Below are 25,572 nucleotides of genomic sequence, written 5' to 3'. Positions count from 1 at the left end.
ATTTATGGAGAACAGAATTATATGATTAATTTTGTACGAAGAATGTCGAGGTTAATGGACGATTGGGACCAAGATTTGTTTAAGTTGCTGCATACCAAGGTGGAATTGCTGCCGACAATGTAATCGGAGGCTTGTAGAGAAAAGTAAATCTTGATACTGTTCCAGTCGTTACATTTACGAATCAATCGATTGCTACGATTGGGCTAACAGAAGAACAGGCTAAAAGAAAGAAGATACAAAGTGAGAATTTCCATTTTACCACTTAATGTAGTTCCAAGAGCTCTTGTTAATTGCAAAACTACTGGTGTATTTAAAGAATGCCTATAAATGTATAGAGGAAAAGGTCTCTTTTAGGAGGTGAACTTGATTGGATAAGTTATCTTTACTCTCACAAATTAATTCATAGGATAAATACCGAATATAAAACTTTCGCTATGGAATTAATGTGAACAATAGGACATTATTGGAGAAACGGAAAATAAGGGAGTCACCTTAATGTTGGAAATTTTTCTTTCAACCTAAAAAGGCCACCCACTTATAAAAAATACAAAGTGGATGGCAAGACCGTATGACATACTTACAAATAAAGTATATAGATAAAATTTAACAAATGCAATAACTAAAATCACTTGAGAGTTATACACCCAGACTAATTAATTCGGAACAACTTAACTTCTAGTTGCAACACTCATTTTATGGCCTCTTAATTTTAATAACTTTAATATTTATTTCATGGGTATTTATATATAAAATATAGGTAATTAAGAATTATTAAAGGAGCATTCCGCATGAACATCTTGAAAATGATATTTGGCAATTCCCAAAAAAGCAAGGTTGCTGCGATATTCAAATTGTGGAAGTAAAAGAAAACCCTGAATCCGTGATGAATTGAAATCGACTTTGATTTTGTTGTAATTTTGATGGATTGATAATCCATAAAACCCTTTTTATGCTTATGACCTATGTCATCTCTATTTCCGAAAATGGAACAAATCTCTTTTTTAGGTATACGAACCAAAAAAATAGACAAAAAAGCACAGGGAGTGACGTTGGACATTAGTGCCCGAACATTCGTTCGTTATCTTACCTCTCTCCATTTCTGATAGACGTTCAGTAGGGGCTCGCTATAGCCACTCCTTCGCGTCAGTTTCATCCAGATCTGTCGTGATCGACGGACGAGTCGCCCTGCCATCGTGATCACCGTCTGAATAATCGTCTTGATGCGGCGGCGTTTCACTTTGTGGTGCAACGGATGTCTCGGATCGCTTAATAGATCTTGTCCAATCAGACGAAGAAGATTGTAAACGAAGGCTCCCATGACCAACACGAGCGCATTCGTTTTCATCTTCCCAGATGGAAGCCGCTCTAAATCTAAGTCGCTCTTCAGTTCGCTATGAAACTGTTCGCATGTCGCATGGTCATGATACAACGCGAGCACATCGCTCATTCGAACATGCTCGTATCCTTTGAGCCGCACCCAATAGCTTTCCACTTCATAATCAGGAACGAGCATCAGCTGTCCATTGCGTTCCATCGTCCGTTCCGTCACTTGGGTGACTTGAACGTACGTATACGTGTTTCCATCGATCGCTGCCTTCTGTGGAAGGCATAGCTCATAGGTTTGTACTCCTTCGCTTTGTCCATCATCGACACGTTTGCCCTTTTGCGAAGCGATCTGGAACCAAAGCGCTTTCGATTCTCGGCGTAAGTTTCGCTTGATGACAAAGTCCACGTCTTCCTTTAGGCATACGTGCACATTCGCTTCTGCATCGTTTCCTGCATCCATGCGAACAAGCAGACGAGATGAAGTCAGTTGACGAGCTCGACGGATAGCGGTGACTAAAAACGAGGGCATGTTGTCTTGCACATGTTGTTTCCCTGGACGCAACTCGGCATGAACGAGATACCCTTCCTTCCCTGCATACGCAAACAACGGTGTAAAACCGTCAAATCCTTTATACGTTCGACTGACTCCTTCTTTTTTCGTATCGGAGTTGTCAAATGGGGAACCATCTATATCAAGGGGAAGCCATGTCGTCTTTCCTTTGGTCCAACAAGGGGACAAAGTGGCATGTCGTTGAATCAACAGACGTATGGACTCCTCCCAAAGAATCGTTTCGGTCATCGGAAGACAAGCGAGCTGATCGAGTCGTTGTCGCAAGGTTGGAGAGGAAGGCACGTGCTGAATCCCCATCGATGCCGAAAAGATATCGTCCTGACGATACGCTTCGATATGATCGAAATCCGTTTTTCCTGTGGCAAGCAAGCCAATCATCGAGCGAATGACATCGCTATGGGAAATGTGCACTTCTCGACGAACCGTTGGAAGCCGAAGTGCGTTTACCCGTTTATCCAGTTTCGTTCGATGGAGTAAGTAGCCAACGAGAGCAAGCCCAGCACTTGGGGTAATCGCTTCATCTGTCAATACAAACCGAATCGGGAAATCTTTCATCACATCACCTACTTGATGAAAAATCGTCAACGTCGTTTTCCCTTATCGTATCAACGGTTTGCGACCATTGTAAAGATGTTTTGTCACGGATTCAGGAAAACCAAAATGTTCCAGAAAAAGTCACTATGGATCGTGAATGTTGCTCATCTACATCTCATCGTGAGTGTTGCTAATGGTACATGGAAAAGGCATTAGGGCGATTTCTAGTGCCTTTTCTTATGAAAATAGGGAGGGGAATTCTAATATGAACATTCGTAGTTTTCGCAAAGAGGATTGGATGCAAGTGAAGGAAATTTACGAGCAAGGAATTGCGACAGGACAAGCAACGTTTGAAACGACAGTACCATCGTTCGAAAAATGGGAATCGACCATTGCCGCAAATTTATGTTTAGTCGCTGAAAACGAAGAGGGCATTCAAGGTTGGTGTAAAATAAGTAAAGTATCGAGTCGCTGTGTGTATGAAGGAGTGGGAGAGGTGAGTGTGTATGTTCGAGATGTGAGTCGAGGTAAGGGAGTGGGAAAACAACTTCTACAAGCCATTATCAAAGAATCAGAGGAAAAAGGATTTTGGACATTAACTGCAGGGATTTTCCCTGAAAACATACCAAGTTTACGTTTACATCAAAGTGTTGGATTTCGTGAAGTTGGTATAAGACAGCGTATAGGAAAATTAAATGGAGTATGGCGTGATGTTGTAATGCTTGAACGTCGTAGTCAAATTGTAGGTATAGAATGATAATGCCTTTTAGATAACGAGTAATTTTAAGAATAACCTAAAATAAGATAATATGTGTCCAAAATTTAGGATCAATCCGGATTAGATTTAGTGTAAACTTAATTAGGTAATTCATCAGTCAATATTTATCTCGGCTTCCGCTCTTGATTTACACAAAACGATGCGTCTACTCAATTTGTTATCATTATTATATTGACTTTTTCGAAGGCGGGGGCGCTGGTGATCACTAAAATAAATTTTACAGATTCATATTAAAGATTCAATGTTCATTTATCATGAAAAAATCGATCAATGGATTTTTAATGATGATGAGACCAAGTTTTCAGTTAACGATTTTTATAAGTTAGAATACGATTTATTGGAACTTGAACAGATAAAAACATTAATTGAAAATTTGGATGTAGTTCATTGGGAGTGATGAGTACAGGTTGGAAGCGTATGATGAGTATCTCAGCGAATATCAGGAAAAAGCGATGAATGATGCTTCTAACATATTGACAGATCTATTAGAAGAAGCAAGAGAAGATGTATACTTAATATTTAACAGTTTAGAACAATTAATAAAACCCCTAAAAGTAATCAAAAACAACTTTTGAACAAGAAGTATGAACTTAACTAAAAAGTAGTAACAATAACAGTCAAAGCAAATGGCGATCACTAAACTCATTTAATTCATTTGATTTTTTGTCTTTCCAGAAATAAATAATTAAAAAAATTAGTTAAAAATCAAAATAAAAAATATTGACAATCAATATTAATTTGTTAAGATAATAGCATATCAAAAAATCGGTACCGTCAAGAATTTTGTGTAATGTAAATGGGGTAGGGTTTCTCTGAAATGGATTTGAATTGATAGGGGACTGATTTTCTCCACACAAGAGACTGAATATTCAGTCTCTTGCGTGGAAAGGGAGAATCCCCTTATTTTGTTTATTTACAATATTTGGTTAACAATAACGTTCTTCAAACATTCGTTGAAGAGCTTCATGCGCTTCGGCAAATCCTCGTAACTTTCTTCCTGCCCATTTCTCGTTAAAATCTTGAATCGTCAAATACACGATTTTTTCAGCGGCTTCTAAACTACTCAAACTGTTCATCGGCTTTAGACGTTTCCGAATCTCTTTGATCGTTCGTTCAATGGCATTGGTCGTGTAAATCACACTTCGAATACTGCTTGGATAATCCATAAATGTAAGGAGGACATCCAACTCATTGGCCCAAGATTGAACTTCTCTCGGATACTTGTTCGACCATTTCGACTCAAACTGTTGAAACATCTGTAACGCCATCTCCTTATTCGGTGCGCGATAAATCAGTTTGAGATCCTCTGCCACTTCAAATTGATCTTTTTTCCGAACACGATTTAGGGTGTTGCGGACTTTGTGCACGACACAGCGCTGCACATCGGCTTTCGGATACACCGCCTTAAAGGCTTCCTCCAGCCCCGGAAGGCCATCGAAGACGCCAAGAAGCACTTCCTTGACGCCTCTTTGGTAGAGGTGTTGAAGAATTTCCTGCCATACATAGGCGCTTTCTTGTCCTCCCACAAAGAAATCAAGAATTTCGCGATATCCTTCTTCGTTCACCCCTAACACCACATAAACCACTTCTTTCTCCACGGTATCGCGACGAAGTTTTACATACAAGCCGTCTAAATATAAGACAGAATAACGTTTGTGCAGGGGACGTTTGTGCCATTTCTCAATGTCTTCTTTCACGATATCGGTCATACGACTGATCGTTGAAGGAGAATAGGCCTTGCCTAAAATTCGTTCAATAAACTTGCCAATTTCACGCGTACTCATACCACTTTGATACATCTTGATGATGGCTTCCTCGAGCCAGCCCGTATGGCGTTGGTAAGGAGCGAACAATTGGGTTTGAAATTCTCCGTTTCGGTCTCTAGGGACCAAAAGACCTTCAATCCGGCCATATTGCGTATCTAGATTTCGTTGATAGTAGCCGTTTCTCATATTCGATGTTCCGGCCTGCTCTATTTCGAGGAAATTCTTGATTTCTTCCCGCATGATCAGTTCTAATTTTTCCTTTACAAACTGACGAATGACACTTTCCAGTTGATTTGCCCAGTCGACATTCGGTATACTTCTTTTAGACATAGGTAGGGTACTCCTTTCTCTAAGATTTTTGGTCCAATCAGAGAATACCCTACCTTTTTTCTTTTGATCTAGTAAAATGCTTTACACAAAATTTTATACATCATCAAAAAATCTGAAAAATGAATATAAACCAACAAGGGAAAACCCCAAATCATTTAGCATTACTTTTCGTGCTTTATGCACGTTTAGTGATGGTAATGGTTTGGGGTTTTTATTATGTATTGGAGGATGAAGTATATGGAAAAAACGAGAATTACGGCAAAAAGTACACTCATTGAAGCTTATATTGACTTTGAGAGTAAAAAAAACTGGTCTAAAAATACGCGACGCAGTTATAGCAATACTATAAACGACGTTCAGGAAGATATGATTGCAAAAGGGATAGAACCCATACTAGAGAATCTTGACTATGATTATGCATTAACATGGGAAAACGAAATGCGAAAAGATAATTATAGCCCTAAAACAATTAAACAAAAACTAGCAACAATGGCTTCGCTTTTTTCGCATCTAAACAAACTAGGTATTATAAACAGAAATCCTTTCTTAGCATTAAATGTTGAAGATTCTAATGAAATTAATCACCATTCAAGAGCATTGAGTATAGTAGAATTGTATGAAGTTTATAAAGCTGCACATGAATTAGATTCAGAAGGAGTAGCTGTTCTAATTCCCATACTTTTAGATATTTTTACTGGTCTACGCTCTACCTCATTAAAAAAATTAAAAGTACAGTCAATTTCTGAAGAATATAATGGGTTAATTTATAAATTTGACCCAAAAGAAGATCATGTCAAAAGTGAAAAAAAACTTAAAAAATATATAGATAACAATGAATATAATAGTTTAAATAGAAAAAACAAAAATTTTTTCTTGCCATTGCCACCTAAACTAATGACTATTTTAAAGAATTTTATACAAAATAAGAGACCAGAAGACCCGTTATTATATGGATTAAAAGGTAAGCCACTTGAGAATAAACAGATGAATTATATAACTGATAAAGTGTGTGAACACCTTGGGTGGATTAAAGTAGAATATGAGAATCCACCGATCATTGACAACAGAAGCAAAAAGAAAAAGAATCAAAAAAAAGGTAAAAAAATCATTACTAAGACAGAGAAATTCTTTACTCCTCACGGATTTAGATATACTATTGCGACTTTGTTTCATGAAATCGGTGTATCAGAAGATAGTATTAGATTCTTATTGGGGCATTCAAATTTTGAACTGCGCAATCTTAGACATTACATTCTTAGCGACGCGAAATATATCAAGGAAATTAGAGCTGCGCAAACTCTATTAGAGTCATTATTTGAAACTACAATGTATCTTGAGACAAATCATAATATTAAAGTAGATTTGGATTTGGTTTTTCAAGAGTTTCCAAATGCTTTTGATAAACAAAAGAAATACCCTAATTATGTAAATAACTTTACAGCGGAAATTATTTTTTTCTCGCTGTCCCAATTACGGCACGAGATTAATAAAAGAAGTCAAACTCAATTTGAAGATGGTATTACTTTCAAAGCTCCTGAATTGAATAATCAATTCCAAGTCATGCCGCAGCATGGATATGTGCCATTAAACAATCACATACCATTTAATGGAATATATAACCAAATACCGCAGGGAAGTTCAATGCCGTATAGCGGAGGAGGATACAACGGTTCATTGCAGCAACCAATATTTTTCACACACTGGTTACAGAATGAAAATCGAGTAGGAGGGAGCGATTAACTCCCGTCCTCTCACACCACCGTACGTACGGTTCCGTATACGGCGGTTCAATTAAGATCATTGACGCAAGTCTTTATAACTTCCGTGAATAGCTGTTCTCTTTATGCCAGTGGTCACTCCACCCTCCAAGAGGTCTCCCACGGGATTCACCGCTTCCTCCCTCAAGTGAGGTACTACGTTTTCTGTGTTCATCATGACTCACTGAATACCAAGGGCTATTCTCTCTTAATTGTTCGGTCCTTCTTAGTTGTTCTAGACCAACTAATACTATGACCTCTGCTGACTTCTGACGGTTCAGCTACTTATCACTAAGTAGGTTATGAAGAGTACTTCACATATCCGCCAGACCTCCCCGGGTAAGTACATGCACTTTCACACCATCTATCCGCCTCATTTACTCGATATGACCTTCGACAGAAAGAGCTTTGTTTTGTTATGCAAACTCACTCAATCATACCTAGCCTTATATGAGGTTCGTGTTCCTCGGACCGGTGTTTTGCCTCCAGCTTCCTTCAGATTCCGCGTCACCACGGACACCCTTGCTCTTGGCTAACCTCTACTTCTGTCTTCGGGGTTCGGGACTTACACCCTATAGTTCATGTACATGCCGGGCGCACATAGATAACCAAATAACTACCCAATCTGGGTAGTTATTTGGTTATGAAGGGGCTTCAAAAATATTAAAGGAGTCGATTGCTTTCTTTTTCTGTTCAAAATCTACATGCGTATAGACTTGGGTTGTGACTAAACTTTCATGGCCAAGCAGCTCCTGAACGATACGTAGATCGACATTTTCTTTATTTTCTTGAATCAGTAATGTAGCAAAAGTATGACGCAAATGATGCAGAGAATACCGTTTAGGAGGCAAGCCAGCTTTTTCCAAAGTTTCTTTAAATATTTTATGTAGACCTCGTGGGTTCAACTGGTCGCCATTCTTATTAATAAATACAGGTTGTGAAGGATGTAACAGGTACTCAGGTAAGCTATTCTTATAGTCCACAATAAGAGGGACTATCATCGGGTGAAGAGGGAGTAGGCGTTCTTTTTTGCCTTTACCATGGATACGAATAGTGTTGTTAAATAGGTCAAGCTGCTCCCATGTTATGTCAACTAATTCAGATCTGCGCATACCAGTCGTTGCAAGTAATTTAAACATCAAATGGTTCCTAATGGCAAACCGACCTGTATCATTTTCAAGATATCGAAAGAGTTTTTGCAACTCCTGCAAGGTCATATATACAGGTAGTTTATTATCAATCTTCGGGGTTTCGATACCAACCATGAAATCATTCATCAACAGGTTTTCGCGTGTACAGTACTTCGTAAACGATTTTAAACAAGAGATTTTTCGGTGAATCGTTCTAGGTTTCATATTTTCTTTTGTAATTTGTTCTTGGATAAAACGTCGCACGAGAGTCTTATGAATGTCATTCAATTCAAGGGAACGATGATGCTTTAACAAAAAATCTTCAAATGTCCTAAGATCAAAAGAATAACCAGCAACAGTGTTTTTCGAATAGTTTTTTTCGATTTCTAGATACAGTAAAAATTCATCAATAGCTTCTTGCAGCAACATCTAAAATAACACCTCCAGTGATAATAAACGATTATTGATAACAAGTTCAAAAGATGATGATTATCGTCTAAAAAATAGATAATTCGTTTAACAAAAAACTGGCGAAAAATTATGAGGAACTTAGAAGAGGAAGTGCCTAATAATTGATCTTATAGGAACTTGAAGGGAAGAACCCCTAACATTACGAAAAAATAATTTAGTTTACATAATATATATTATAGGAAGTTAAGGGTAAACTGTCTCATAATATAAGTATACTTGTTACATTGAGACAAAATAAAAATTTTGAAACGCTGATCTTAATTTTCATTTCAACCAATTATAAATCTTTCGGTATTCATTTTGAACGTCTGATCGAAATGAATTCTATATGATCCTGTAAAGTCATTCATCGTGTAATGTTTTCATTCTGCATCGATCGATTATGATAATAATTTTATAATGTTGCTTTTTGGCTTAAACATCTCACAAATTAAACCGACCTATTTTCGCATCCGTCATTCTGTTTTATAACCTATATTTACCATTTGGAATGAAAGAATTGTAAGAAATTATTTCAGTGAAAACGCTATTTCTACAATTTATAATTCATTAATTTAATTTTTCATTTATCCTCCTCCCTATTTTCCACCTAAAAGTCGTTCTGATGCTGCTGTTGCTGGGGACACACCATTTGGTATTAGCTAAATAAGATGGATATTTGAGATCATGCGGAGATATTCACTGGAATGATCCCCTTCTACTTTCGCACAGCATGAAACGCTTAAATTTCAATTTGACTGCTTCAAAACAGTTGCCTAACTATCCTTCTTTCTTTTTGCTTCGACCTTCCATCTTGTCAGTGTTACAATGCGTTCGTATTATTAAATAAAAGACAATTTTCATATCCTTTTTTGAAACCATTTGGCCTTTCGTTCGTAAAGAAAGTAAGGAGGCGATTGGATGCTAAAAAAATTTTTAAAAAGAATTTTAGACTCCTCTGCTTACCGTCACCATTCCCTTTATAGCAGCGACGACAGCAGGAAATGGGAAAGAAGACACTCTTCCCACTACGGTCACCATTACTATAAGAAAAAATGGAAATCGAGCGGATTTTTCTTCCGTTCCCATAGCAGCTAATAAAGTCGGATGCGTATGAAGAAGTGGATGGACTTATTCGAAAGGCCCTTAAATGTCGGAACCGTTCTCAACAATCGTTATGAAATCGTTCGATTGTTAGGAAAAGGAGGGTATGGGCTAGTATATGAAGCTCTTGACAACTCACTTGGCCAAAAAGTGGTTGTCAAACAATTAAGGAAGCGAAGAGCAAAATCCCAAAAGGATTGTCTCGCTTTTGAAAATGAAGCTGCCATATTGAAGTCTCTTTCCCATCCGGCTTTTCCTTCCTACATCGATTCTTTTCAAGATCAGACCGGAAAATTTATAGTGATGGAAAAATTGGACGGATACTCATTTGAAGAACTTATTTTTCAACAAAAAAAGGAATTTGATCATGACGATTCTTTGCTGATCTTATTAGAAGTGTTAAAACTTGTTCATTTTTTGCATTGCCAAGGGATTATACACCGCGATTTGCGGATCCCCAATATCCTGATGAACAACGATCAGCTGTTGATTATTGATTTTGGTTTAGCACGTCGAATAGGAGATCGTGATGATTTCAATGAGAAAAATTTCAAACATGTCGCACGATGTTCCTTCTCGTTTCAAGAAGATCTAATGGCACTTGGCCATTTTGTTCTTTTTTTGCTGTATTCAACCTATAAGCCTGTTTCCATCAGGGAAAAGAGCTGGGAAGAAGAATTGAAGTTGCCTAGAAAAACTAAAGAGGTCATTCGAAAAATGCTTCATATCAGCCCTCCTTATGATTCTGTGGAACAAGTGATAGAAGATGTCCAAAACATCCTGTTTTCAAGTCCAAATCAGCGAGAAATAAAACCCATAATCGTTGCTCAAAATGGATAACGTGTAGCTGATTGTGGTTACGATTGTTTGTCCCAATTCATGTTATGACCATGTTAATAGAATGAAAGAAAAGAGCGTGTTTAAACCGTCTTTATCATAACACGCTCTTATCATATTAGAACTATATCACCCTATGTATAAGAACAAAACTATACCATCTTCTCCTCCGCGTTCATTTATTAGTTAAAGGACTCTTCAATTCTATCCAACCATTCATTTACTAGTTCCATACAACCACTCATTAAAAGATGGTCAGGAGAATAACCATGCATCATGATAATCGGTTTACCTTCCCCTAAATCTTCATAATAGATTTCAGCTTGCCGAACTTTACAATAGGCCATATCTCATCCTTCTTTCTTCCATTTTGAAAAATCGCTTCAATTGACATAATATTTATTCGCTTTTTTCGTCTTAAACTCCTGGTTCCTTTACTATTGCTTAAAAAACATCCGATTTTTTTCATTTTCGCGATGATGAATACTATTTTTGTATTCTTAACCAATCATTTTTTCAAATAAAATGAACAACACGCCTGCTGATAACAGACGTGTATGATAGTTTTAAGGTTTTCTATTCGACATGAATCTTTTTAAGGTTTTTAGTGAAACGGCTGTTTTGGGCCGCTAAATTTCGATGTTTTTTCATCACAAACAGTACGCTTAAAGCCCATACAAGGAAAACGGCGATATTAGCAAAAGTAATCCACGAATCAGATAAATTTCCTGATTTTAATAATGTTTGCAAATTCGAATAAATGATCATTCCACCAACAAGGACACCTAGCAAATGGGAAGGAATGATTTTTATTAAAAATGCGGCGATCGGTGCGGCAATCAGGCCTCCAATCATTAAGGCCAATGTCCAGATCCAGTTGATTTCATTTGCTCCTAGCGAAAGAAGAAATCCTATGCTTGACGCAAGTGATACTGCGAATTCGCTTGTATCCACTGAACCGATCACTTTCCTCGGTTCCAGATCCTTTTTGGATAACAATGTCGGGGTTGCTATCGGGCCCCATCCCCCACCGCCAGTCGCATCGAAAAATCCGGCGATAAATCCTAAGGGAACGAACAGTTTTTTGGACACTTTTTTTCCTTCAGCCTTTTCATTCTGACTGGATCGGAAAATAAAGCGAAATATAATGTACACCCCTAAAAGTAGAAGAAAAATGGAGATGTACGGCTTTAAGACGTCTCCCGGAAGATTACTCAATACGGTAGCTCCCAGGAAAGCCCCGATGGATCCAGGAATAATTAATTTCAAGACGATTTCTTTGTCGATGTTTCCGAAACGTATATGAGAAATGCCGGACGCTGCCGTTGTCACCACTTCTGCTAAATGAACAGAAGCGGAGGCTGCAGCCGGAGCGATGCCATACAATAACAGCAAGGAAGTGGATGTTAAACCATAACCCATTCCAAGCGATCCGTCTACTAATTGTGCCGCTAAACCTACTAATGCAAGTACGATTAATTTTTGCATTATTGTTCCTCCATTCAAACACAAACAAACCAATCATAATAGATCGTGATTCCATACAGATTCCAGTTGCTCTCTAAACCGTTGCTGTTCTTTGGTTGAAGATAGATAAATGGGGTCTACCGCTTTTTTCAGCCATTTTCTTTTTTCTTGCGGATCTGATATATGCTGTTTGATTGTTTGCCTGATTTCGAATAAAAATTCTAAGTAAGATTCATAGTGCTCATCATATTGCTCGGCTATTTGGTTTTTAATCTGTTTAGCCAAAGTGGGACTGGCTCCTCCTGTTGATACACCGATGACTAATTTTCCACGATTGAATGATGCCGGGATCGTGCAATTTCCTTTTTGGGGATCCGTTGTATTGACCACAAGCTGATGAGGTTTGGCCGAATTGGCTATTTGATCATTTACGCTTTTGGAATTGGTAGCAGCAATGACGAAAAAAGCGTCTTTATAATCCTCATATTCAATCGACTTTTGAATAAGCGTCACCTTTTTTTCATTTGCCAGCTCCACGATCCTATGGTGAAAAGTAGGGCTTACAACATGAACATGAACGTGATATTTTAGCAAATGTTGAATCTTGTGGTAGGCGACATGACCGCCGCCCGCTACAACGATTTTTTTATCCGATAAATCAACCATAATAGGAAACATGGATTCCCCCCATTTTCAACGCATTTTTCACTCGATCTTGGACAGCTTCTTTCAGCAAAGGATCATATCCTAAATAACGGCATAAGATGACATCCTTTTCTGTATCAAGATCACGAATTTTCTTTTCCATCCCTTTCATTAAAAGTCCGGTAAATAACAAATATGGGAGTACAAAAATTTGTTTAAGTCGAGAATCATTGACCATCTCTTCCAAAGCTTCTTCAAAGCTTGGAGACGCTCCAGTTAGATAAGAAGTTTTCACATAAAAATACTCGGTTTTTTGTTTAAATCGACGAGCAAGTTCGTTAAAATCAAGCTGCATATCCTTGTCTTTGCTGCCGCGTGCTACAAGCAATACTCCTGCATGGTCCTTAATCGGAACTCCTGTTTCTTTGATTCTATTTTTTAATATTTCAGACACACTTTTATGTACGCCAATCGGTTCTCCATACAGGATCGTCACAGAAGGATAAGAGACTTGCAGCTGCAGCAAGATTTTAGGAATATCGGTTTTCACGTGTCCTGCCGCAAAGAGGAGAATGGGAATGACATATACTTCGTCAGCCCCTTTTTCAATGCAGCGTAAAAAAGCGTCTTTGATCGTAGGCCGGGCCAATTCAAGAAATGCAATTTCTTGAATTGGGATGGATATCTCTTTTTGAACTTGTTGAACAAATTCAATCGCTTGTTCGCATCCTTTTTTGACCCGGCTTCCATGGCAAATATATAGGACGGCTTTCATACGGATTCCCCCATTAAAATGAACGGCTCGCTTTTTTCAAACCAACTCAGCTTCTCCCGCAGCTTTACCACTTCCCCAATCACGATCATGCTTGGATTTTCCACCTTTTCTCGACGAACTACATCAACGATGGTTTCCAATGTACCTGTTACAGTCCGCTGCTGGGAGGTAGTTCCCCAATGAACTAGAGCAACTGGAGTATCTTTCGGTTTGCCGAATTTCAACAATTGTTCTTGAATGTACGGAAGATTGCTGACTCCCATATATATGGCCAGTGTATCGATTCCTTTTGCCAGAGCTTCCCATTTCAAGTCTTCATGGGTTCCTTCTTTGCGATGTCCAGCCACAAAAGCAAAACTGCCGCTATACTCCCGATGGGTGACAGGAATTCCGGCATAAGCCGGGGCAGCGATTCCTGATGTTATGCCAGGCACTACTTCAAACGGAATGCCATTCTTTACTAAAAATTCCGCTTCCTCCCCGCCTCTTCCAAACACAAAGGGATCGCCTCCTTTTAACCGCGTCACTGTTTTCCCTGCTTTTGCATGTTTTACTAGAATGTGATTAATCGTTTCTTGCTGGAGATGGTGATGTTTCGGCAATTTACCGCAGAAAATCAGAGTAGCTCCCTGTTTGGCATAATCCAACAATGCGGGATTTATAAGGCGGTCGTATAAAATCACGTCCGCCTCTTGAATGGCTTTTAAACCTTTTAATGTAATTAATTCTGGATCGCCTGGGCCGGCTCCCACTAGGAACACTTTTCCCAACTTTCTCAACTCCTATCAATATTTTGCGTATTGATCATGATCGGTGCCAATGACAAATCCGCCGCCATTTCTTAGTTTCTTTTTTTCATATAACACAATTTCTTCAATGGGCGGTAAGGTTAAATAAAATTTTTCCAATTCTATTTCAACTAATTCAAATGCCCGTTCGTCATTGTCAGCCGCAATGATGACAGGTATCACTTGCTGATCCTCTGTGATGACTTCAAAACGATATAGAGTCATAGTTTTCCTCTTTCTTGTCAAGCGGTTAAGGCCAAATTGCTTAATATACGATCCAACTCTTCTTGAAGTGGTTCTATTCCCACTCGTTTGAAGTATTCAAAAAACGTTTCTCCTTCCAATTTGGTCTTGCTGAAATAGGTTAAGAATTCTTTTAATACAAACGGCAGATGCTCGCCGTCGATTCTTCCTTTTAATTTTTGGTTAAATTGGCCGCCATTCAACAATGTTCCACCCACATTGATTTCAAATGCTTGCACCATTTTCTTTTCTTTATTTTTCATTAAAACTCCTTGCAAGCCGATATCAGCAATTTGCCGCTGGCCGCAAGAGTTAGGGCAGCCCACCATATTGATTCGAACCGGAACATCCACATCCACTTCCTTGTCAAGAAATGCGGCAAGCCGTCTCATTCTTTCTTTTGTCTCAGTCAAAGCTAAATTACAAAATTCAATGCCTGTGCATGAAATGGCATAAGCGGTGAAACGCGGTGGACGTATCGAGAATTTCTCCAGAATAGGTTCTTTAAGCAAAGCATCTACATTTTCAGTCGGAACATTGGCAATAATCAAATTTTGCGAACCACATGTCCGGACTTCTCCGTTTCCATATTTTTTCGCCAGCCGAGCCAATTCCAATGCATCTTCTACTTGCAGTCTTCCTACTGGAATATTCAAACCGACGTAATGCAGTCCTTCTTGTTTTTGTGGATGAACTCCGTAAAAATAGCTGGCATTCCATCCTTTTGTCAGATCAGTTCCTGCTTCTGGAAGCGGACCGGTAAGTTCTAACAATTTTTCTTTGAATTTTTCCGGACCCCAATCCGCCACTAAAAATTTCAAGCGTGCATGATTTCGTCTTTCCCGATAACCGTAATCACGGAAAATAGTCAGAACACCTTTTACAACATCTTTAACTTTTTCAGGTAGTACAAAGATATCGAGTGGAACAGCTAGTTTTGGCACCGCGGACAACCCGCCGCCAACTTTTAGATGGAACCCTATCTTTTCCTCTCCGTCGATGACTTTTTTGGCTGGAACGAATGCACAGTCATTGATTTCTGCTTGTCCGGAATTATAAACATTAGCGTTGATTGAAATTTTAAACTTTCGAGGCAGGTTGGAAAAATCTTCGTTGCCGGTCAGAAATTCATGTATTTCTTGAACGATCGGACGAGTATCCAATACTTCGTCTTTATCAATGCCTGCCAACGGATTTCCGAGAATATTCCGAGGAACATCACCGCAGGCAAAAGTGCTGGTCAATCCCACTTTATTCAAGCGATCAAAAATTTCCGGAATGTTTTCAATTCTCAACCAATGAAATTGGACGGCTTGGCGAGTTGTAATATCAAAAAAGTTTCGTCCAAAATCTTTTGCAATACCCGCCAAAGTTTCTAACTGTTCATTGTTTAGTATTCCAGTCGGCACTTTTACCCTCATCATAAAATAGCCGTCTTCTTTCGGACGTTGCAAATAAAGCCCCGCCCATTTAAATGCACCCCATTCTTCTTTTGGAATGGATGAGAAGCCGTGTTCCGCATAGTATGGAATATCATTAAAAATTTCCAAACCGTCTTTTTCCAACTTCCGAAGTTCATCCTTATTCAATTTGGGATTATCCTTCCACACTTTTTCATAACCCATAGAAATTCCTCCTCCTTTAGATCCAATTTCTTTCTTTTATATAGGACAAAAGCTGTTCCGCGCATTCTTCGATTGAAAACCGATCGGTCTCCAATACGATTTCAGGCGATTCAGGCTCTTCATAGGGAGAAGAGATACCTGTGAAATCTGAAATCTCTCCTTTACGCGCTTTTTTATAAAGTCCTTTTGGATCACGTTCTTCGCATTGGCTGAGGGGACATTTGACATACACTTCAATAAATTCATCTTCTTCGAGCAATTTTCTGACCGTTTCACGATCTTCACGAAATGGGGAAATAAAAGCAGTAAATACCATTTGCCCACTATCTACAAATAATTTGGCGACTTCTCCAATTCGGCGAATGTTTTCTTTGCGATCTTGTTCCGAAAATCCGAGGTCTTTGTTTAAACCGTGGCGGATATTGTCCCCATCTAACACATAAGTCTGCACCCCTAATTCATGAAGTTTTTTGGCGACGCGGTTGGCGATCGTGGATTTTCCTGATCCCGACAGCCCTGTAAACCAGAATACAGCGCTGTGATGCCCATTCCGTTTCCGGCGTTCCTCTTTTTGCAAAGATGGTTCATGCCATACAATATTTTGTGCCATTCTATATTCCCCCTTTTTGCTGACTCATTTATAAAAGCTTTATACAAGTAGTGTTGAGATCTATTAATACTTTTTGATTGAACCCGCCGCCAACTCCCTATTTAAGAAGTCAACGGCTGGTTTTAGAAGCACTAGCGCTTTTTTATTGATGAACCGGCGCTTTTTCTTTTAAGCCTTTAATTAAAACTTCCACTACTTCCTTACGGCTAAAAGTGCTAGGCGGCACTTCTCCATTGCGGAGCATTTCCCTTACTTTTGTTCCTGATAATATGACATGGTGTTCTTTTCCATGCGGGCAAGTTTTCGTAGACGCCATGCTTTCACATTTCGTACAGTAAAAACTATGTTCAAAGAATAAGAGAGTAATATCAATTTCCTCCCGAGTAAATTGGTCAAATATTTTTTGAGCGTCATACGTACCGTAATAATTGCCGACTCCTGCATGGTCTCTCCCGACGATAAAATGCGTGCAGCCATAATTTTTTCGCACCATCGCGTGGAATACAGCTTCCCTTGGGCCGGCGTAGCGCATGGCTGCCGGGAATACGGCTAAAAACACACGGTCTTCAGGGTAATAATTTTTCAAAAGTACTTGGTAGCTTTCCATCCGGACATCAGCAGGGATGTCGTCTGCTTTTGTTTCCCCGACAAGCGGATTTAAAAAGAGGCCGTCCACAATTTCAAGAGCTGATTTCTGAATATATTCATGCGCCCGATGAACCGGATTTCTGGTTTGAAAGCCGACGACTTTTTTCCAGCCTTTTTCTGCGAAAATTCTTCTCGTTTCTGCCGGGTCAAAATAAAATTCGCTAAATTGCGTTCTTTTAATTCTTTTGACTAGAACAATAGGACCTCCTACATAAACATTTCCGCGGCTGAACATTTTTTTCACACCCGGATGGGCTAGTTCCGATGTTTTGTAAACCAATTCCGCCTCTTTTTGTTGATCTGGTTCATAAATATCTTTAATGGTGATCACACCGTATGTAGCACCGTCAAAAGTAAGCCGAACCTGTTCCCCGATTTGTAGATCAGCTGCTTTTTCTTTTGTGACCGGCAGTGTAATGGGGATGCTCCAAACAATGCCGTTGGAGAGCCTCATCGTTTCGACTACGCTGTTGTAATCTTTTTCTTCTAGGAATCCTGTTAAAGGACTATAAGCTCCTGTCGCGATTAATTCAAGATCACTTAAAGAAGTGGCATCAAGCTCAATTTCTTTTTCAATGCCTTCGAATGGATATTCTGGATTGTACGCTTGAATTAGAACTCCTCCGTGCGGTTTTATTTCGGTCATGTAGAGGATCCTCCTTTTTTTATATATTTAATCAGTCTACTTGGTTTAGTGATTTTAAGAGGGCAAATGTAAACCGCATTCCGTTTTTCCGGTGCCTTTCCATCTTCCGGCCCGTAAATCCTCTAAATCAAATACAGGAGAGGTGCAAGGCTGGCATCCGATGCTTGGATATCCTTGATCGTGCAAAGGATGGTAAGGCAGCTCTTCATTATACGCATACCGCCAAATTTCTTTCCACGTCCAATGAATTAATGGACAAATTTTAATTTTGCCAAACTTTTTATCAAGGTTTATGTAATTCGTGTGTTTTCTTGTTTCTGATTGTTCCCTTCTCAAGCCTGAGATCCATGCTTCAACAGGTTCGAGAACACTTTTTAGCGGAACAATTTTGCGTAGATGGCAGCACAAATTCGGATCTTTTTTCCATAATTCTTCACCGTATTGTTCGCTTTGCTGCTGTAGCGTTAATTCCGGCTTTTGCATGACGATGTTCAGTTCCGGATAACGTTCTCTCGCTTTATCAATGGTTTCGTATGTTTCTTGAAAGTGCAGTCCTGTGTCTAAGAAAACGACGGTCGCTTTTGGATTGATTTTATAGATCAAGTCCACAAGTACACTTCCTTCTATTCCAAAACTGCACGAATAGACAATTTTTTCTCCATAATGGTCATAGGCCCATTCCAGAACTTCTAATGCCCCTTTTGTTTCACTCTTTTCATCAAATTCCGGTAGTTGATAATGATCCCACGTGTCAAACGTTAATAATTCGCTCAAAATACCCCTTCTTTCTATACCACTCATTGGTGTTCCTGTTTAGAGGCTGATGGTAAAATGAAAAAATCTTTCCATTTCAGGAAAGAATCAATAGGTACCATATCATACATACCTTATCTCCCAAAATGGATACCATTTTGCTGGAATTGGCACCTTACCTTCTTTTCAAGGCAGGTTGCCAGACTTCATTGGGCCAGGTCCCTCCGTCGTTCTTGATAAGTTTAATTGCTTTTTATTTTATCAGAAAGTTACTAAAAGTCAACGAATTTTTCCGCAGTTTTTTGATAGGAATTTATAAATTTTGTAGAATCAGTTTGCCTTTTCGTTTAAATAAACTCATAGGCAGTAAGAAAAAATTTTAAGAGAACAACTCTTTGCTGAAATGAAATTTTTCTTCCTTCTTAAATTGGGGGCATTGTATTTCCTGCATTGGAGTCATGTTTTGCCACATCCACTGCTTGAAAGGATTAAATTCTTGATGGGGCGTTTGAAGATTTTACGGTGGAAAACGGTTTGGCATTAAAAAGTAGTACCTTCTTGGAAGTGATCCGAAAAAGAGCGACATGTTTTAAAAAATGGATATAAATACCCATATTGTTTGTCTGATGATTTGTTCAAAACAATACAAATGAATTATTGTGCAAAAAAAATCTCCCATCAAAATCTTTTTGATGGGAGATCCTTCTACTTTTGTTTTACAGCATTGCTTATACAAATATCTCGCCGTAGAAAAATCCTTTACTCTGTACCGGACGGTTTTTCTGTCCATCCTTCTATGACTGTACCGCTTTCTGATTCGTCAATGGCAAAATTGCCATTTGAGTAGCGGTCATTCTCTCTTAATCCGGAAAGGGAAACCGTTTCTACGACTCCTTTTTCCGTTCGCAAATGAACGATGGAGTCATTGTCGGTGAGATCTAAATACGCAATTCGGTGCGGGTGGGATTTTAATTCTCTTAATAAAACAAGTCCTCGTTTAGCTCTGGACATTTTTTCCATTTCATTCAATTTCATTTTTTTCACAGCTCCGCGCTGGGTAGCCACAAAAATATAAGGCTGTTCTCCGCGGACGAATACTTTTCCTTTGACCACATAATCATCTTCTTTTAAATTGATGCCTTTTACTCCGGCCGCTCTTGGTCCAACGATATTAATTTCTTCTTCTTCAAACCATAGCCCATATCCCAACCTTGTAGCAATGAACACATCCATTTGACCGTTTGTTAAAAACACATCGATTACTTCATCATTATCTTTTAAATTAATGGCCACAAGCGGACGTGAATAGCGCTGTGCTCTATACTGAGACAGTTCAGATTTTTTGGCTATGCCGTTTTTTGTGAAAAAGAGAAGATAGCCCTTTTCCTCAAAATTTTGGACCGCAATAGCTTGAATGATCTTTTCGTCTTTTCTTATGGCGATCAGGTTGGCGATATGCTGCCCCATTTCTTTCCAGCGAATATCAGGCAATTCGTGTACAGGAATATATAAATAATTCCCTTTGTTAGTGAACAATAGCAGCACATCAGTGGTGCTCAATTCCGCTTGGAACAGCAACCGATCTGAATCTTTCATCGCCAAATCGGCACCGCTTGAAGCCGAGTAGGAACGAAGACTTGTTCTCTTAATATATCCTTCTTTCGTAACGGTTACCATGACGTCTTCAATAGCAACGGTCACTTCAGGATTGATTTTTATTTCTTCTATTTCTTTTTCAATGGTCGTCCGTCTTTCATCCCCATACCGCTTTTTCATTTCGATTAATTCCTTTTTAATAACGGACAATAGTTTCTTTTCGCTTTCCAATATGGCCGTCAATTCGGTGATTTTCTTTTTCAAATCTTCCGCTTCTTTTTGCAAAGCAGTGACATCCGTATTGGTAAGGCGGTACAGTTGAAGGGAAACGATCGCTTCTGCTTGCGGTTCAGAGAATTCAAATCGATTCATTAAATTCAGCTTTGCGTCTTTTTTGTCTTTGGATCCTCTAATCACCGCAATCACTTCATCGAGTATGGACAGCGCTTTGATTAATCCTTCTACAATATGTTGTCTTTCCTTCGCTTTTTGCAAATCGTATTTTGAACGGTTCGTGACCACTTCTTTTTGATGGGCGATATAAGCGTCCAACAGGGCAGGCAAACTCATCAGTTTCGGTCGGCGTTCATGAATGGCTACCATGTTGAAATGGTACGCAATTTGCAGATCGCTATTTTTATACAAATAGTTCAGAATTCCTTCTGCATTTGCTTCTTTTTTCAGTTCAATGACGATCCGCATGCCCGTTCGATCTGTTTCATCTCGGACTTCGGCGATTCCTTCCACTTTTTTATCAATGCGAAACTCTTCGATCCGTTTGACAAGATTCGCTTTATTGACATCAAACGGAATTTCAGTCACCACAATTTGTTTGCGCCCACCACGAATCGTTTCTATTTCCGTTTTACCGCGTATCACAATTTTTCCTTTTCCTGTTTCATATGCTTTTTTGATTCCGTCAATTCCTTGTATAATGCCCCCGGTTGGGAAATCAGGACCCTTAATGACCTTCATCAGATCGTCTACGGTGCAATCAGGTTGATCCATTCGCATAATGACACCGTCAATAATTTCTCCTAAATGATGAGGTGGTATTTCCGTCGCATATCCAGCCGAAATACCTGTAGAACCGTTCACAAGCAAGTTCGGAAATCTTGCCGGGAGGACGGTCGGTTCATATGCGGTATCATCAAAATTAGGTACAAAATCAACTGTTTTTTTATCAATGTCCCTTAGCAGCTCTGATGCGATCGCGGACAGTCTCGCTTCCGTATAACGCATTGCAGCCGGAGGGTCGCCGTCGATGCTTCCGTTGTTTCCTTGCATTTCGATCAGCAGGTTCCGTAATTTCCAGTCTTGGCTCATCCTGACCATGGCTTCGTAAACGGAGGAATCACCGTGCGGGTGGTAATTGCCAATGACATTACCTACCGTTTTAGCAGATTTTCGAAAAGCTTTGTCATGAGTATTGCCATCGACCAGCATTGCGTACAATATGCGCCTTTGTACAGGCTTTAAACCATCGCGGGCATCCGGCAGCGCCCGATCCTGAATAATGTATTTGCTATACCGGCCAAAACGGTCGCCCAACACTTCCTCAAGCGGTAAATCTTGAAAACGTTCTTCCATTGCCATCGACTATTCAACCTCCTCTCGATGGGACAGATTTTCATTTTCCAGCAGACTCACATCTTCTTCGAGGCCAAATGCCACATGATTTTCAATCCATTTACGACGCGGCTCTACTTTATCTCCCATCAAGGTCGTCACTCGCCGTTCCGCCCGGGCGGCATCATCGATTCGAACCCGGACGAGCGTTCTTGTTTCGGGATTCATAGTCGTTTCCCACAGCTGGTCCGCATTCATTTCGCCTAGCCCTTTATAGCGCTGAATCATATAGCCTTTGCCGACTTTTTTAATGGCCGCCTGCAATTCCTTTTCCGTCCATGCGTATTCCACTATCTCTTTTTTCCCCGTTCCTTTGCTGACCTTGTACAAAGGAGGAAGCGCGATAAATACTTTTCCTGCTTCAATTAATGGCCTCATATAGCGATAAAAGAACGTGAGAAGAAGTACTTGAATATGCGCTCCGTCCGTATCGGCATCCGTCATAATAATAACTTTGTCATAATTGGAGTCTTCTACCGAAAAATCAGGACCGACGCCGGCTCCAATGGCATGGATGATCGTATTGATTTCTTCATTTTTAAAAATATCCTGAAGCTTTGCCTTTTCCGTGTTGATTACTTTTCCACGCAACGGAAGCACAGCCTGGAATCTCCGGTCGCGTCCTTGTTTTGCAGAGCCGCCCGCGGAATCCCCTTCCACCAAATACAATTCATTACGATTAGGATTTCGCGATTGGGCAGGTGTCAATTTTCCGGACAGCACGGAATCTGATTTTTTTCGTTTTTTCCCGTTTCTCGCTTCTTCTCGCGCTTTTCTTGCAGCTTCTCTAGCTTGAGACGCTTTGATGGCTTTTTTGATCAACAAAGAACTGATATCAGGGTTTTCTTCTAAAAAGTAGGATAACTGTTCGGAAACAACGGCATCTACAGCGGAGCGGGCTTCGCTTGTTCCCAGTTTTCCTTTTGTTTGGCCTTCGAACTGAAGCAATTCTTCCGGGATTCGGACGGAAATGACAGCGGATAATCCTTCGCGAACGTCAGAGCCTTCTAAATTTTTATCTTTTTCTTTTAATAAATTGACTTTTCTGGCGTAATCATTAAATACCCGCGTCATCGCCGTTTTTGCTCCGGCTTCGTGAGTTCCCCCGTCTTTTGTACGGACATTGTTGACGAAGGAAAGAACATTTTCCGAAAACCCGTCATGAAATTGAAAAGCAAACTCCACTTCTATTCCGTTTTGTTTTCCTTCAAAAAACGCGACATGATGCAAAGGTTCTTTATCTTCGTTCAAATATTCTACAAATGCTTCAATGCCGTTTTCAAAATAGAACGTATCATGTTGATTATAACGTTCATCCCGTATATCGATCTTTAGCCCTTTTAGTAAAAAGGCACTTTCTCTCAGTCGTTCACATAAGATTTCATAATTGAACACAACTGTACTAAATATAGTCGGATCAGGTTTAAAGTGGATTTTCGTTCCCGTTTTCGTCGTTTTTCCGATTTTTTCTAAAGTCGTCTCCGGTTTTCCGCCATTTCGAAAGCGTTGTTCGTAAATGAATCCGTCTCGTTGAATGGTCACAATCAGCCATTCCGATAAGGCATTGACCACGGAAGCGCCAACCCCATGCAAACCGCCGCTTGTTTTGTAGCCGCCTTGTCCGAATTTCCCCCCGGCGTGAAGCACCGTGAGAATGACTTCGGGAGTCGGCTTTCCAAGTTTATGCATTCCAGTCGGCATTCCACGACCGAAATCTTCCACACTAACCGAATTGTCTTTATGTATAACGACTCTAATTTCATCACCATAGCCTGACAATGCTTCATCCACCGCATTGTCGACAATTTCATACACCAAGTGATGCAATCCTTTCGAATCGGTTGATCCGATGTACATTCCTGGCCTTTTTCGAACCGCTTCCAAACCTTCTAATACTTGAATCGCATCTTCGTTATATTCTATTTGGTTCTTCTTATTTGCCACGAACATTCCCCTTTCAAAACAAAAACAAACAAACGTTCGCATTTTATTATAACATACATTATGATAAATGAAAAATCCGTCCAAATAACCAAAACATCTTTTATTTGGTTTTGTACAGGTTCATTTTAACCATCCAAAAGCGTTCTCCATTCACGTTCAAAAGACACCTATGCACTATTTTACCTTTTCATGAAAAAAGCGCAAGAAAGGAAATGAAAAACTGTTTCAAAGATACAGGGCCAGGCCTCATTATATGAGGACTGGCCCTTGCCCAGGTAGGTATGTTGTTTATTTTGTCATGGCATGCTCGATTTTAATACAGCGATTCATAATAACGGTGTAGCCTTTTTCTTTTAAATATCGGTACACTTCTTCATTTTCGATCCCTAATTGAGCCCAAAAAACAGGACAATCAATCTTTGTAAATTCTTCCGCAATTTCCGGCAATGCCTCCGATCGACGGAAAACATTCACAATGTCAACCGGGCCTTCAATATCCGTTAAAGAGTCGACCGCTTGAACACCCAACACTTCATCTACAGCTGGGTTTACGGGAATGATTTCATATCCTGCCTGTTGCATCGCTTCCGCTACTTCATAAGAGGGGCGATTCGGATTATTGCTTAGACCCACAACGGCAATTCTTTTGGCTTTTTTTAAAATTTCTCCAATTTCTTCTCGTGATGGATTCTCGATCATACTGTTTCCTCCTTTTTTAGCCTGCATGCAGCTTTTTATTCTATTCTATCTCTTCAATCTAAATCCTGCTCATCTGAAGCTTTTGCTTTTCATAAAAAAATCTTTTTTTATTGTTCCCGACCATGATAAAATAGAGTGAAACTTCCAATTGGGGCGTCCTGTTCAGCGGGAAAAGGCATTGTTCAAAAATTTTTAGGCGTTCATCAACGATTGTATAGGAATTGGATATAAAGAAAATAAAAACCGATAACAACATAGTTCGGAAAAAGGGGCAATGACCAGAATGGAATATGTAGTCTTTATTTTAATAGCTTATCTGCTTGGTTCCATTCCATCTGGCTTGATTGTGGGAAAGATATTTTATGGTGTGGATATCCGCGAACATGGAAGCGGAAATTTAGGAGCAACCAACGCCTTCCGCACACTCGGGATAAAAGCAGGAACTGTCGTAATTATCGCTGATATCTTAAAAGGAACGCTTGCTACTTTGCTTCCAATTTGGTTCGGTGCAGACTTACACCCTCTTATCGCAGGAATGGCAGCTGCCATTGGGCATAGCTTTCCCATTTTTGCCGGATTTCGAGGAGGAAAAGCAGTGGCTACGTCAGGGGGAGTACTGCTGGCGTATGAGCCGGTCTTATTCCTTTTGTTAGTCGTAGCCTTTTTGATTAGTTTATACATTTCCAAATATGTATCGCTTTCCTCCATTATCGTCGCCATAATCGCTGTGATCTATACTTTCTTTAAAGGGGATATCCCCTTGATCATTGTCGTATTGTTCTTGGCATCCTTTGTTATTTTCCGCCACCGAGCAAACGTCAAAAGAATTCTGAATAAAACGGAGCCAAAAATTAAATGGATGTGAAAAAAGAGCCTTACCACAAAAGGCTCTTTTTTTCTGGGAGTGCCATTACGACATTA

The 25,572-nt window shown here is 39.6% G+C and carries 20 protein-coding genes, 2 pseudogenes and 1 riboswitch; of the genes and pseudogenes, 6 read left to right on the top strand and 16 right to left on the bottom strand.

The annotated features are described in order from the left end of the window. Positions 1 to 62 precede the first annotated feature (62 nt). Positions 63 to 315, top strand: a pseudogene (locus N1I87_RS09135) (mercury(II) reductase); the annotation flags it as partial. A 763-nt stretch (positions 316 to 1,078) separates the two neighbouring features. Here N1I87_RS09135 and N1I87_RS09130 read toward each other — a convergent pair. Continuing rightward, entirely contained in the window at positions 1,079 to 2,452 is a 1,374-nt protein-coding gene (locus N1I87_RS09130) for an IS1380-like element ISGsp2 family transposase (RefSeq protein ID WP_339195758.1), read from the bottom strand. A gap of 244 nt (positions 2,453 to 2,696) precedes the next feature. Between N1I87_RS09130 and N1I87_RS09125 the strand changes: the two genes are divergently transcribed. Beyond that, the gene (locus N1I87_RS09125) at positions 2,697 to 3,188 is read left to right on the top strand and encodes a GNAT family N-acetyltransferase (protein WP_341029461.1); all 492 of its coding nucleotides are present in this window, start codon (positions 2,697 to 2,699) and stop codon (positions 3,186 to 3,188) included. Positions 3,189 to 4,135: 947 nt separating this feature from the next. Here N1I87_RS09125 and N1I87_RS09120 read toward each other — a convergent pair. Next, a complete protein-coding gene (locus N1I87_RS09120) occupies positions 4,136 to 5,305 on the bottom strand; it encodes an IS256 family transposase (RefSeq protein WP_341100451.1) in 1,170 nt (389 codons plus the stop codon). A gap of 237 nt (positions 5,306 to 5,542) precedes the next feature. On the opposite strand from N1I87_RS09120, the gene N1I87_RS09115 reads away from it, so the two are divergent. Continuing rightward, positions 5,543 to 7,045, top strand: a complete 1,503-nt coding sequence (locus tag N1I87_RS09115; protein WP_341101418.1) for a tyrosine-type recombinase/integrase — start codon at positions 5,543 to 5,545, stop codon at positions 7,043 to 7,045. A gap of 658 nt (positions 7,046 to 7,703) precedes the next feature. On the opposite strand, the gene N1I87_RS09110 is transcribed toward N1I87_RS09115, so the two are convergent. Beyond that, positions 7,704 to 8,621: a tyrosine-type recombinase/integrase gene (locus N1I87_RS09110; protein ID WP_341029467.1), complete on the bottom strand. Its 918-nt coding sequence runs from the start codon at positions 8,619 to 8,621 to the stop codon at positions 7,704 to 7,706. Positions 8,622 to 9,563: 942 nt separating this feature from the next. On the opposite strand from N1I87_RS09110, the gene N1I87_RS09105 reads away from it, so the two are divergent. Both N1I87_RS09105 and N1I87_RS09100 read left to right on the top strand, forming a co-directional pair. After that, on the top strand, positions 9,564 to 9,740 hold the full coding sequence (locus N1I87_RS09105; RefSeq protein ID WP_341101417.1) for a hypothetical protein: 177 nt from the start codon (positions 9,564 to 9,566) through the stop codon (positions 9,738 to 9,740). A gap of 27 nt (positions 9,741 to 9,767) precedes the next feature. Beyond that, positions 9,768 to 10,586 carry a serine/threonine-protein kinase gene (locus tag N1I87_RS09100; RefSeq protein WP_341101415.1) on the top strand — a complete coding sequence of 273 codons (819 nt, stop codon included), beginning with the start codon at positions 9,768 to 9,770 and terminating at the stop codon, positions 10,584 to 10,586. 218 nt (positions 10,587 to 10,804) lie between these two features. Here N1I87_RS09100 and N1I87_RS09095 read toward each other — a convergent pair. The 13 genes and pseudogenes from N1I87_RS09095 to N1I87_RS09035 form a co-directional block, all read right to left on the bottom strand. Further along, positions 10,805 to 10,930: pseudogene (locus N1I87_RS09095) on the bottom strand (alpha/beta hydrolase); the annotation flags it as partial. A gap of 229 nt (positions 10,931 to 11,159) precedes the next feature. After that, positions 11,160 to 12,071 carry a sulfite exporter TauE/SafE family protein gene (locus tag N1I87_RS09090; RefSeq protein WP_341101414.1) on the bottom strand — a complete coding sequence of 304 codons (912 nt, stop codon included), beginning with the start codon at positions 12,069 to 12,071 and terminating at the stop codon, positions 11,160 to 11,162. A gap of 33 nt (positions 12,072 to 12,104) precedes the next feature. Next, positions 12,105 to 12,728, bottom strand: coding sequence for an NAD(P)-binding protein (locus N1I87_RS09085; protein ID WP_341101413.1), 624 nt, complete (start codon positions 12,726 to 12,728; stop codon positions 12,105 to 12,107). After that, complete coding sequence (locus N1I87_RS09080) at positions 12,709 to 13,470, bottom strand: sirohydrochlorin chelatase (protein WP_341101412.1); 762 nt, start codon at positions 13,468 to 13,470, stop codon at positions 12,709 to 12,711. Before N1I87_RS09080 ends, N1I87_RS09085 begins: the two co-directional genes overlap by 20 nt. Then, on the bottom strand, positions 13,467 to 14,240 hold the full coding sequence (cobA, locus tag N1I87_RS09075; RefSeq protein WP_048623357.1) for a uroporphyrinogen-III C-methyltransferase: 774 nt from the start codon (positions 14,238 to 14,240) through the stop codon (positions 13,467 to 13,469). Before cobA ends, N1I87_RS09080 begins: the two co-directional genes overlap by 4 nt. Positions 14,241 to 14,255: 15 nt before the next feature. Further along, positions 14,256 to 14,483, bottom strand: a complete 228-nt coding sequence (locus N1I87_RS09070; RefSeq protein ID WP_327824431.1) for a DUF3906 family protein — start codon at positions 14,481 to 14,483, stop codon at positions 14,256 to 14,258. Between the two features lie 17 nt (positions 14,484 to 14,500). Next, positions 14,501 to 16,126, bottom strand: coding sequence for a nitrite/sulfite reductase (locus N1I87_RS09065; protein WP_341101411.1), 1,626 nt, complete (start codon positions 16,124 to 16,126; stop codon positions 14,501 to 14,503). 16 nt (positions 16,127 to 16,142) lie between these two features. Continuing rightward, positions 16,143 to 16,736 carry an adenylyl-sulfate kinase gene (cysC, locus tag N1I87_RS09060; protein ID WP_003352912.1) on the bottom strand — a complete coding sequence of 198 codons (594 nt, stop codon included), beginning with the start codon at positions 16,734 to 16,736 and terminating at the stop codon, positions 16,143 to 16,145. 142 nt (positions 16,737 to 16,878) lie between these two features. Beyond that, on the bottom strand, positions 16,879 to 18,030 hold the full coding sequence (gene sat / locus N1I87_RS09055) for a sulfate adenylyltransferase (protein ID WP_341101409.1): 1,152 nt from the start codon (positions 18,028 to 18,030) through the stop codon (positions 16,879 to 16,881). Between the two features lie 54 nt (positions 18,031 to 18,084). Then, positions 18,085 to 18,831 carry a phosphoadenylyl-sulfate reductase gene (locus N1I87_RS09050; RefSeq protein WP_327797499.1) on the bottom strand — a complete coding sequence of 249 codons (747 nt, stop codon included), beginning with the start codon at positions 18,829 to 18,831 and terminating at the stop codon, positions 18,085 to 18,087. An 83-nt stretch (positions 18,832 to 18,914) separates the two neighbouring features. Continuing rightward, positions 18,915 to 19,026: riboswitch (SAM riboswitch) on the bottom strand. A gap of 516 nt (positions 19,027 to 19,542) precedes the next feature. Then, entirely contained in the window at positions 19,543 to 21,975 is a 2,433-nt protein-coding gene (parC, locus tag N1I87_RS09045) for a DNA topoisomerase IV subunit A (protein WP_341101407.1), read from the bottom strand. Positions 21,976 to 21,978: 3 nt separating this feature from the next. Then, on the bottom strand, positions 21,979 to 23,958 hold the full coding sequence (parE, locus tag N1I87_RS09040; RefSeq protein WP_341101406.1) for a DNA topoisomerase IV subunit B: 1,980 nt from the start codon (positions 23,956 to 23,958) through the stop codon (positions 21,979 to 21,981). A 282-nt stretch (positions 23,959 to 24,240) separates the two neighbouring features. After that, complete coding sequence (locus N1I87_RS09035; RefSeq protein ID WP_048623364.1) at positions 24,241 to 24,651, bottom strand: CoA-binding protein; 411 nt, start codon at positions 24,649 to 24,651, stop codon at positions 24,241 to 24,243. Between the two features lie 283 nt (positions 24,652 to 24,934). Here N1I87_RS09035 and plsY point away from each other — a divergent pair, with 283 nt between their 5' ends. Further along, the gene (plsY, locus tag N1I87_RS09030; protein WP_327804918.1) at positions 24,935 to 25,516 is read left to right on the top strand and encodes a glycerol-3-phosphate 1-O-acyltransferase PlsY; all 582 of its coding nucleotides are present in this window, start codon (positions 24,935 to 24,937) and stop codon (positions 25,514 to 25,516) included. Positions 25,517 to 25,572: the final 56 nt, after the last annotated feature.

This window comes from Bacillus sp. FSL W8-0102 (genome assembly GCF_038007225.1).
In the GTDB taxonomy this organism is placed as follows: domain Bacteria; phylum Bacillota; class Bacilli; order Bacillales; family DSM-4216; genus Bacillus_O; species Bacillus_O smithii.
This window is presented reverse-complemented; position numbering and strand designations above follow the sequence as displayed.

Coding starts and splice junctions, on each gene's coding strand:
- plsY (WP_327804918.1), top strand. CDS start 24,935: ATGGAATATGTAGTCTTTATTTTAATAGCTTATCTGCTTGGTTCCATT.
- N1I87_RS09110 (WP_341029467.1), bottom strand. CDS start 8,621: ATGTTGCTGCAAGAAGCTATTGATGAATTTTTACTGTATCTAGAAATC.
- sat (WP_341101409.1), bottom strand. CDS start 18,030: ATGACCGAAATAAAACCGCACGGAGGAGTTCTAATTCAAGCGTACAAT.
- N1I87_RS09115 (WP_341101418.1), top strand. CDS start 5,543: ATGGAAAAAACGAGAATTACGGCAAAAAGTACACTCATTGAAGCTTAT.
- N1I87_RS09120 (WP_341100451.1), bottom strand. CDS start 5,305: ATGTCTAAAAGAAGTATACCGAATGTCGACTGGGCAAATCAACTGGAA.
- N1I87_RS09070 (WP_327824431.1), bottom strand. CDS start 14,483: ATGACTCTATATCGTTTTGAAGTCATCACAGAGGATCAGCAAGTGATA.
- N1I87_RS09065 (WP_341101411.1), bottom strand. CDS start 16,126: ATGGGTTATGAAAAAGTGTGGAAGGATAATCCCAAATTGAATAAGGAT.
- N1I87_RS09090 (WP_341101414.1), bottom strand. CDS start 12,071: ATGCAAAAATTAATCGTACTTGCATTAGTAGGTTTAGCGGCACAATTA.
- cysC (WP_003352912.1), bottom strand. CDS start 16,736: ATGGCACAAAATATTGTATGGCATGAACCATCTTTGCAAAAAGAGGAA.
- N1I87_RS09100 (WP_341101415.1), top strand. CDS start 9,768: ATGGACTTATTCGAAAGGCCCTTAAATGTCGGAACCGTTCTCAACAAT.
- N1I87_RS09105 (WP_341101417.1), top strand. CDS start 9,564: ATGCTAAAAAAATTTTTAAAAAGAATTTTAGACTCCTCTGCTTACCGT.
- N1I87_RS09050 (WP_327797499.1), bottom strand. CDS start 18,831: ATGAGTGGTATAGAAAGAAGGGGTATTTTGAGCGAATTATTAACGTTT.
- parE (WP_341101406.1), bottom strand. CDS start 23,958: ATGTTCGTGGCAAATAAGAAGAACCAAATAGAATATAACGAAGATGCG.
- N1I87_RS09085 (WP_341101413.1), bottom strand. CDS start 12,728: ATGTTTCCTATTATGGTTGATTTATCGGATAAAAAAATCGTTGTAGCG.
- parC (WP_341101407.1), bottom strand. CDS start 21,975: ATGGCAATGGAAGAACGTTTTCAAGATTTACCGCTTGAGGAAGTGTTG.
- N1I87_RS09080 (WP_341101412.1), bottom strand. CDS start 13,470: ATGAAAGCCGTCCTATATATTTGCCATGGAAGCCGGGTCAAAAAAGGA.
- N1I87_RS09035 (WP_048623364.1), bottom strand. CDS start 24,651: ATGATCGAGAATCCATCACGAGAAGAAATTGGAGAAATTTTAAAAAAA.
- N1I87_RS09130 (WP_339195758.1), bottom strand. CDS start 2,452: ATGAAAGATTTCCCGATTCGGTTTGTATTGACAGATGAAGCGATTACC.
- N1I87_RS09125 (WP_341029461.1), top strand. CDS start 2,697: ATGAACATTCGTAGTTTTCGCAAAGAGGATTGGATGCAAGTGAAGGAA.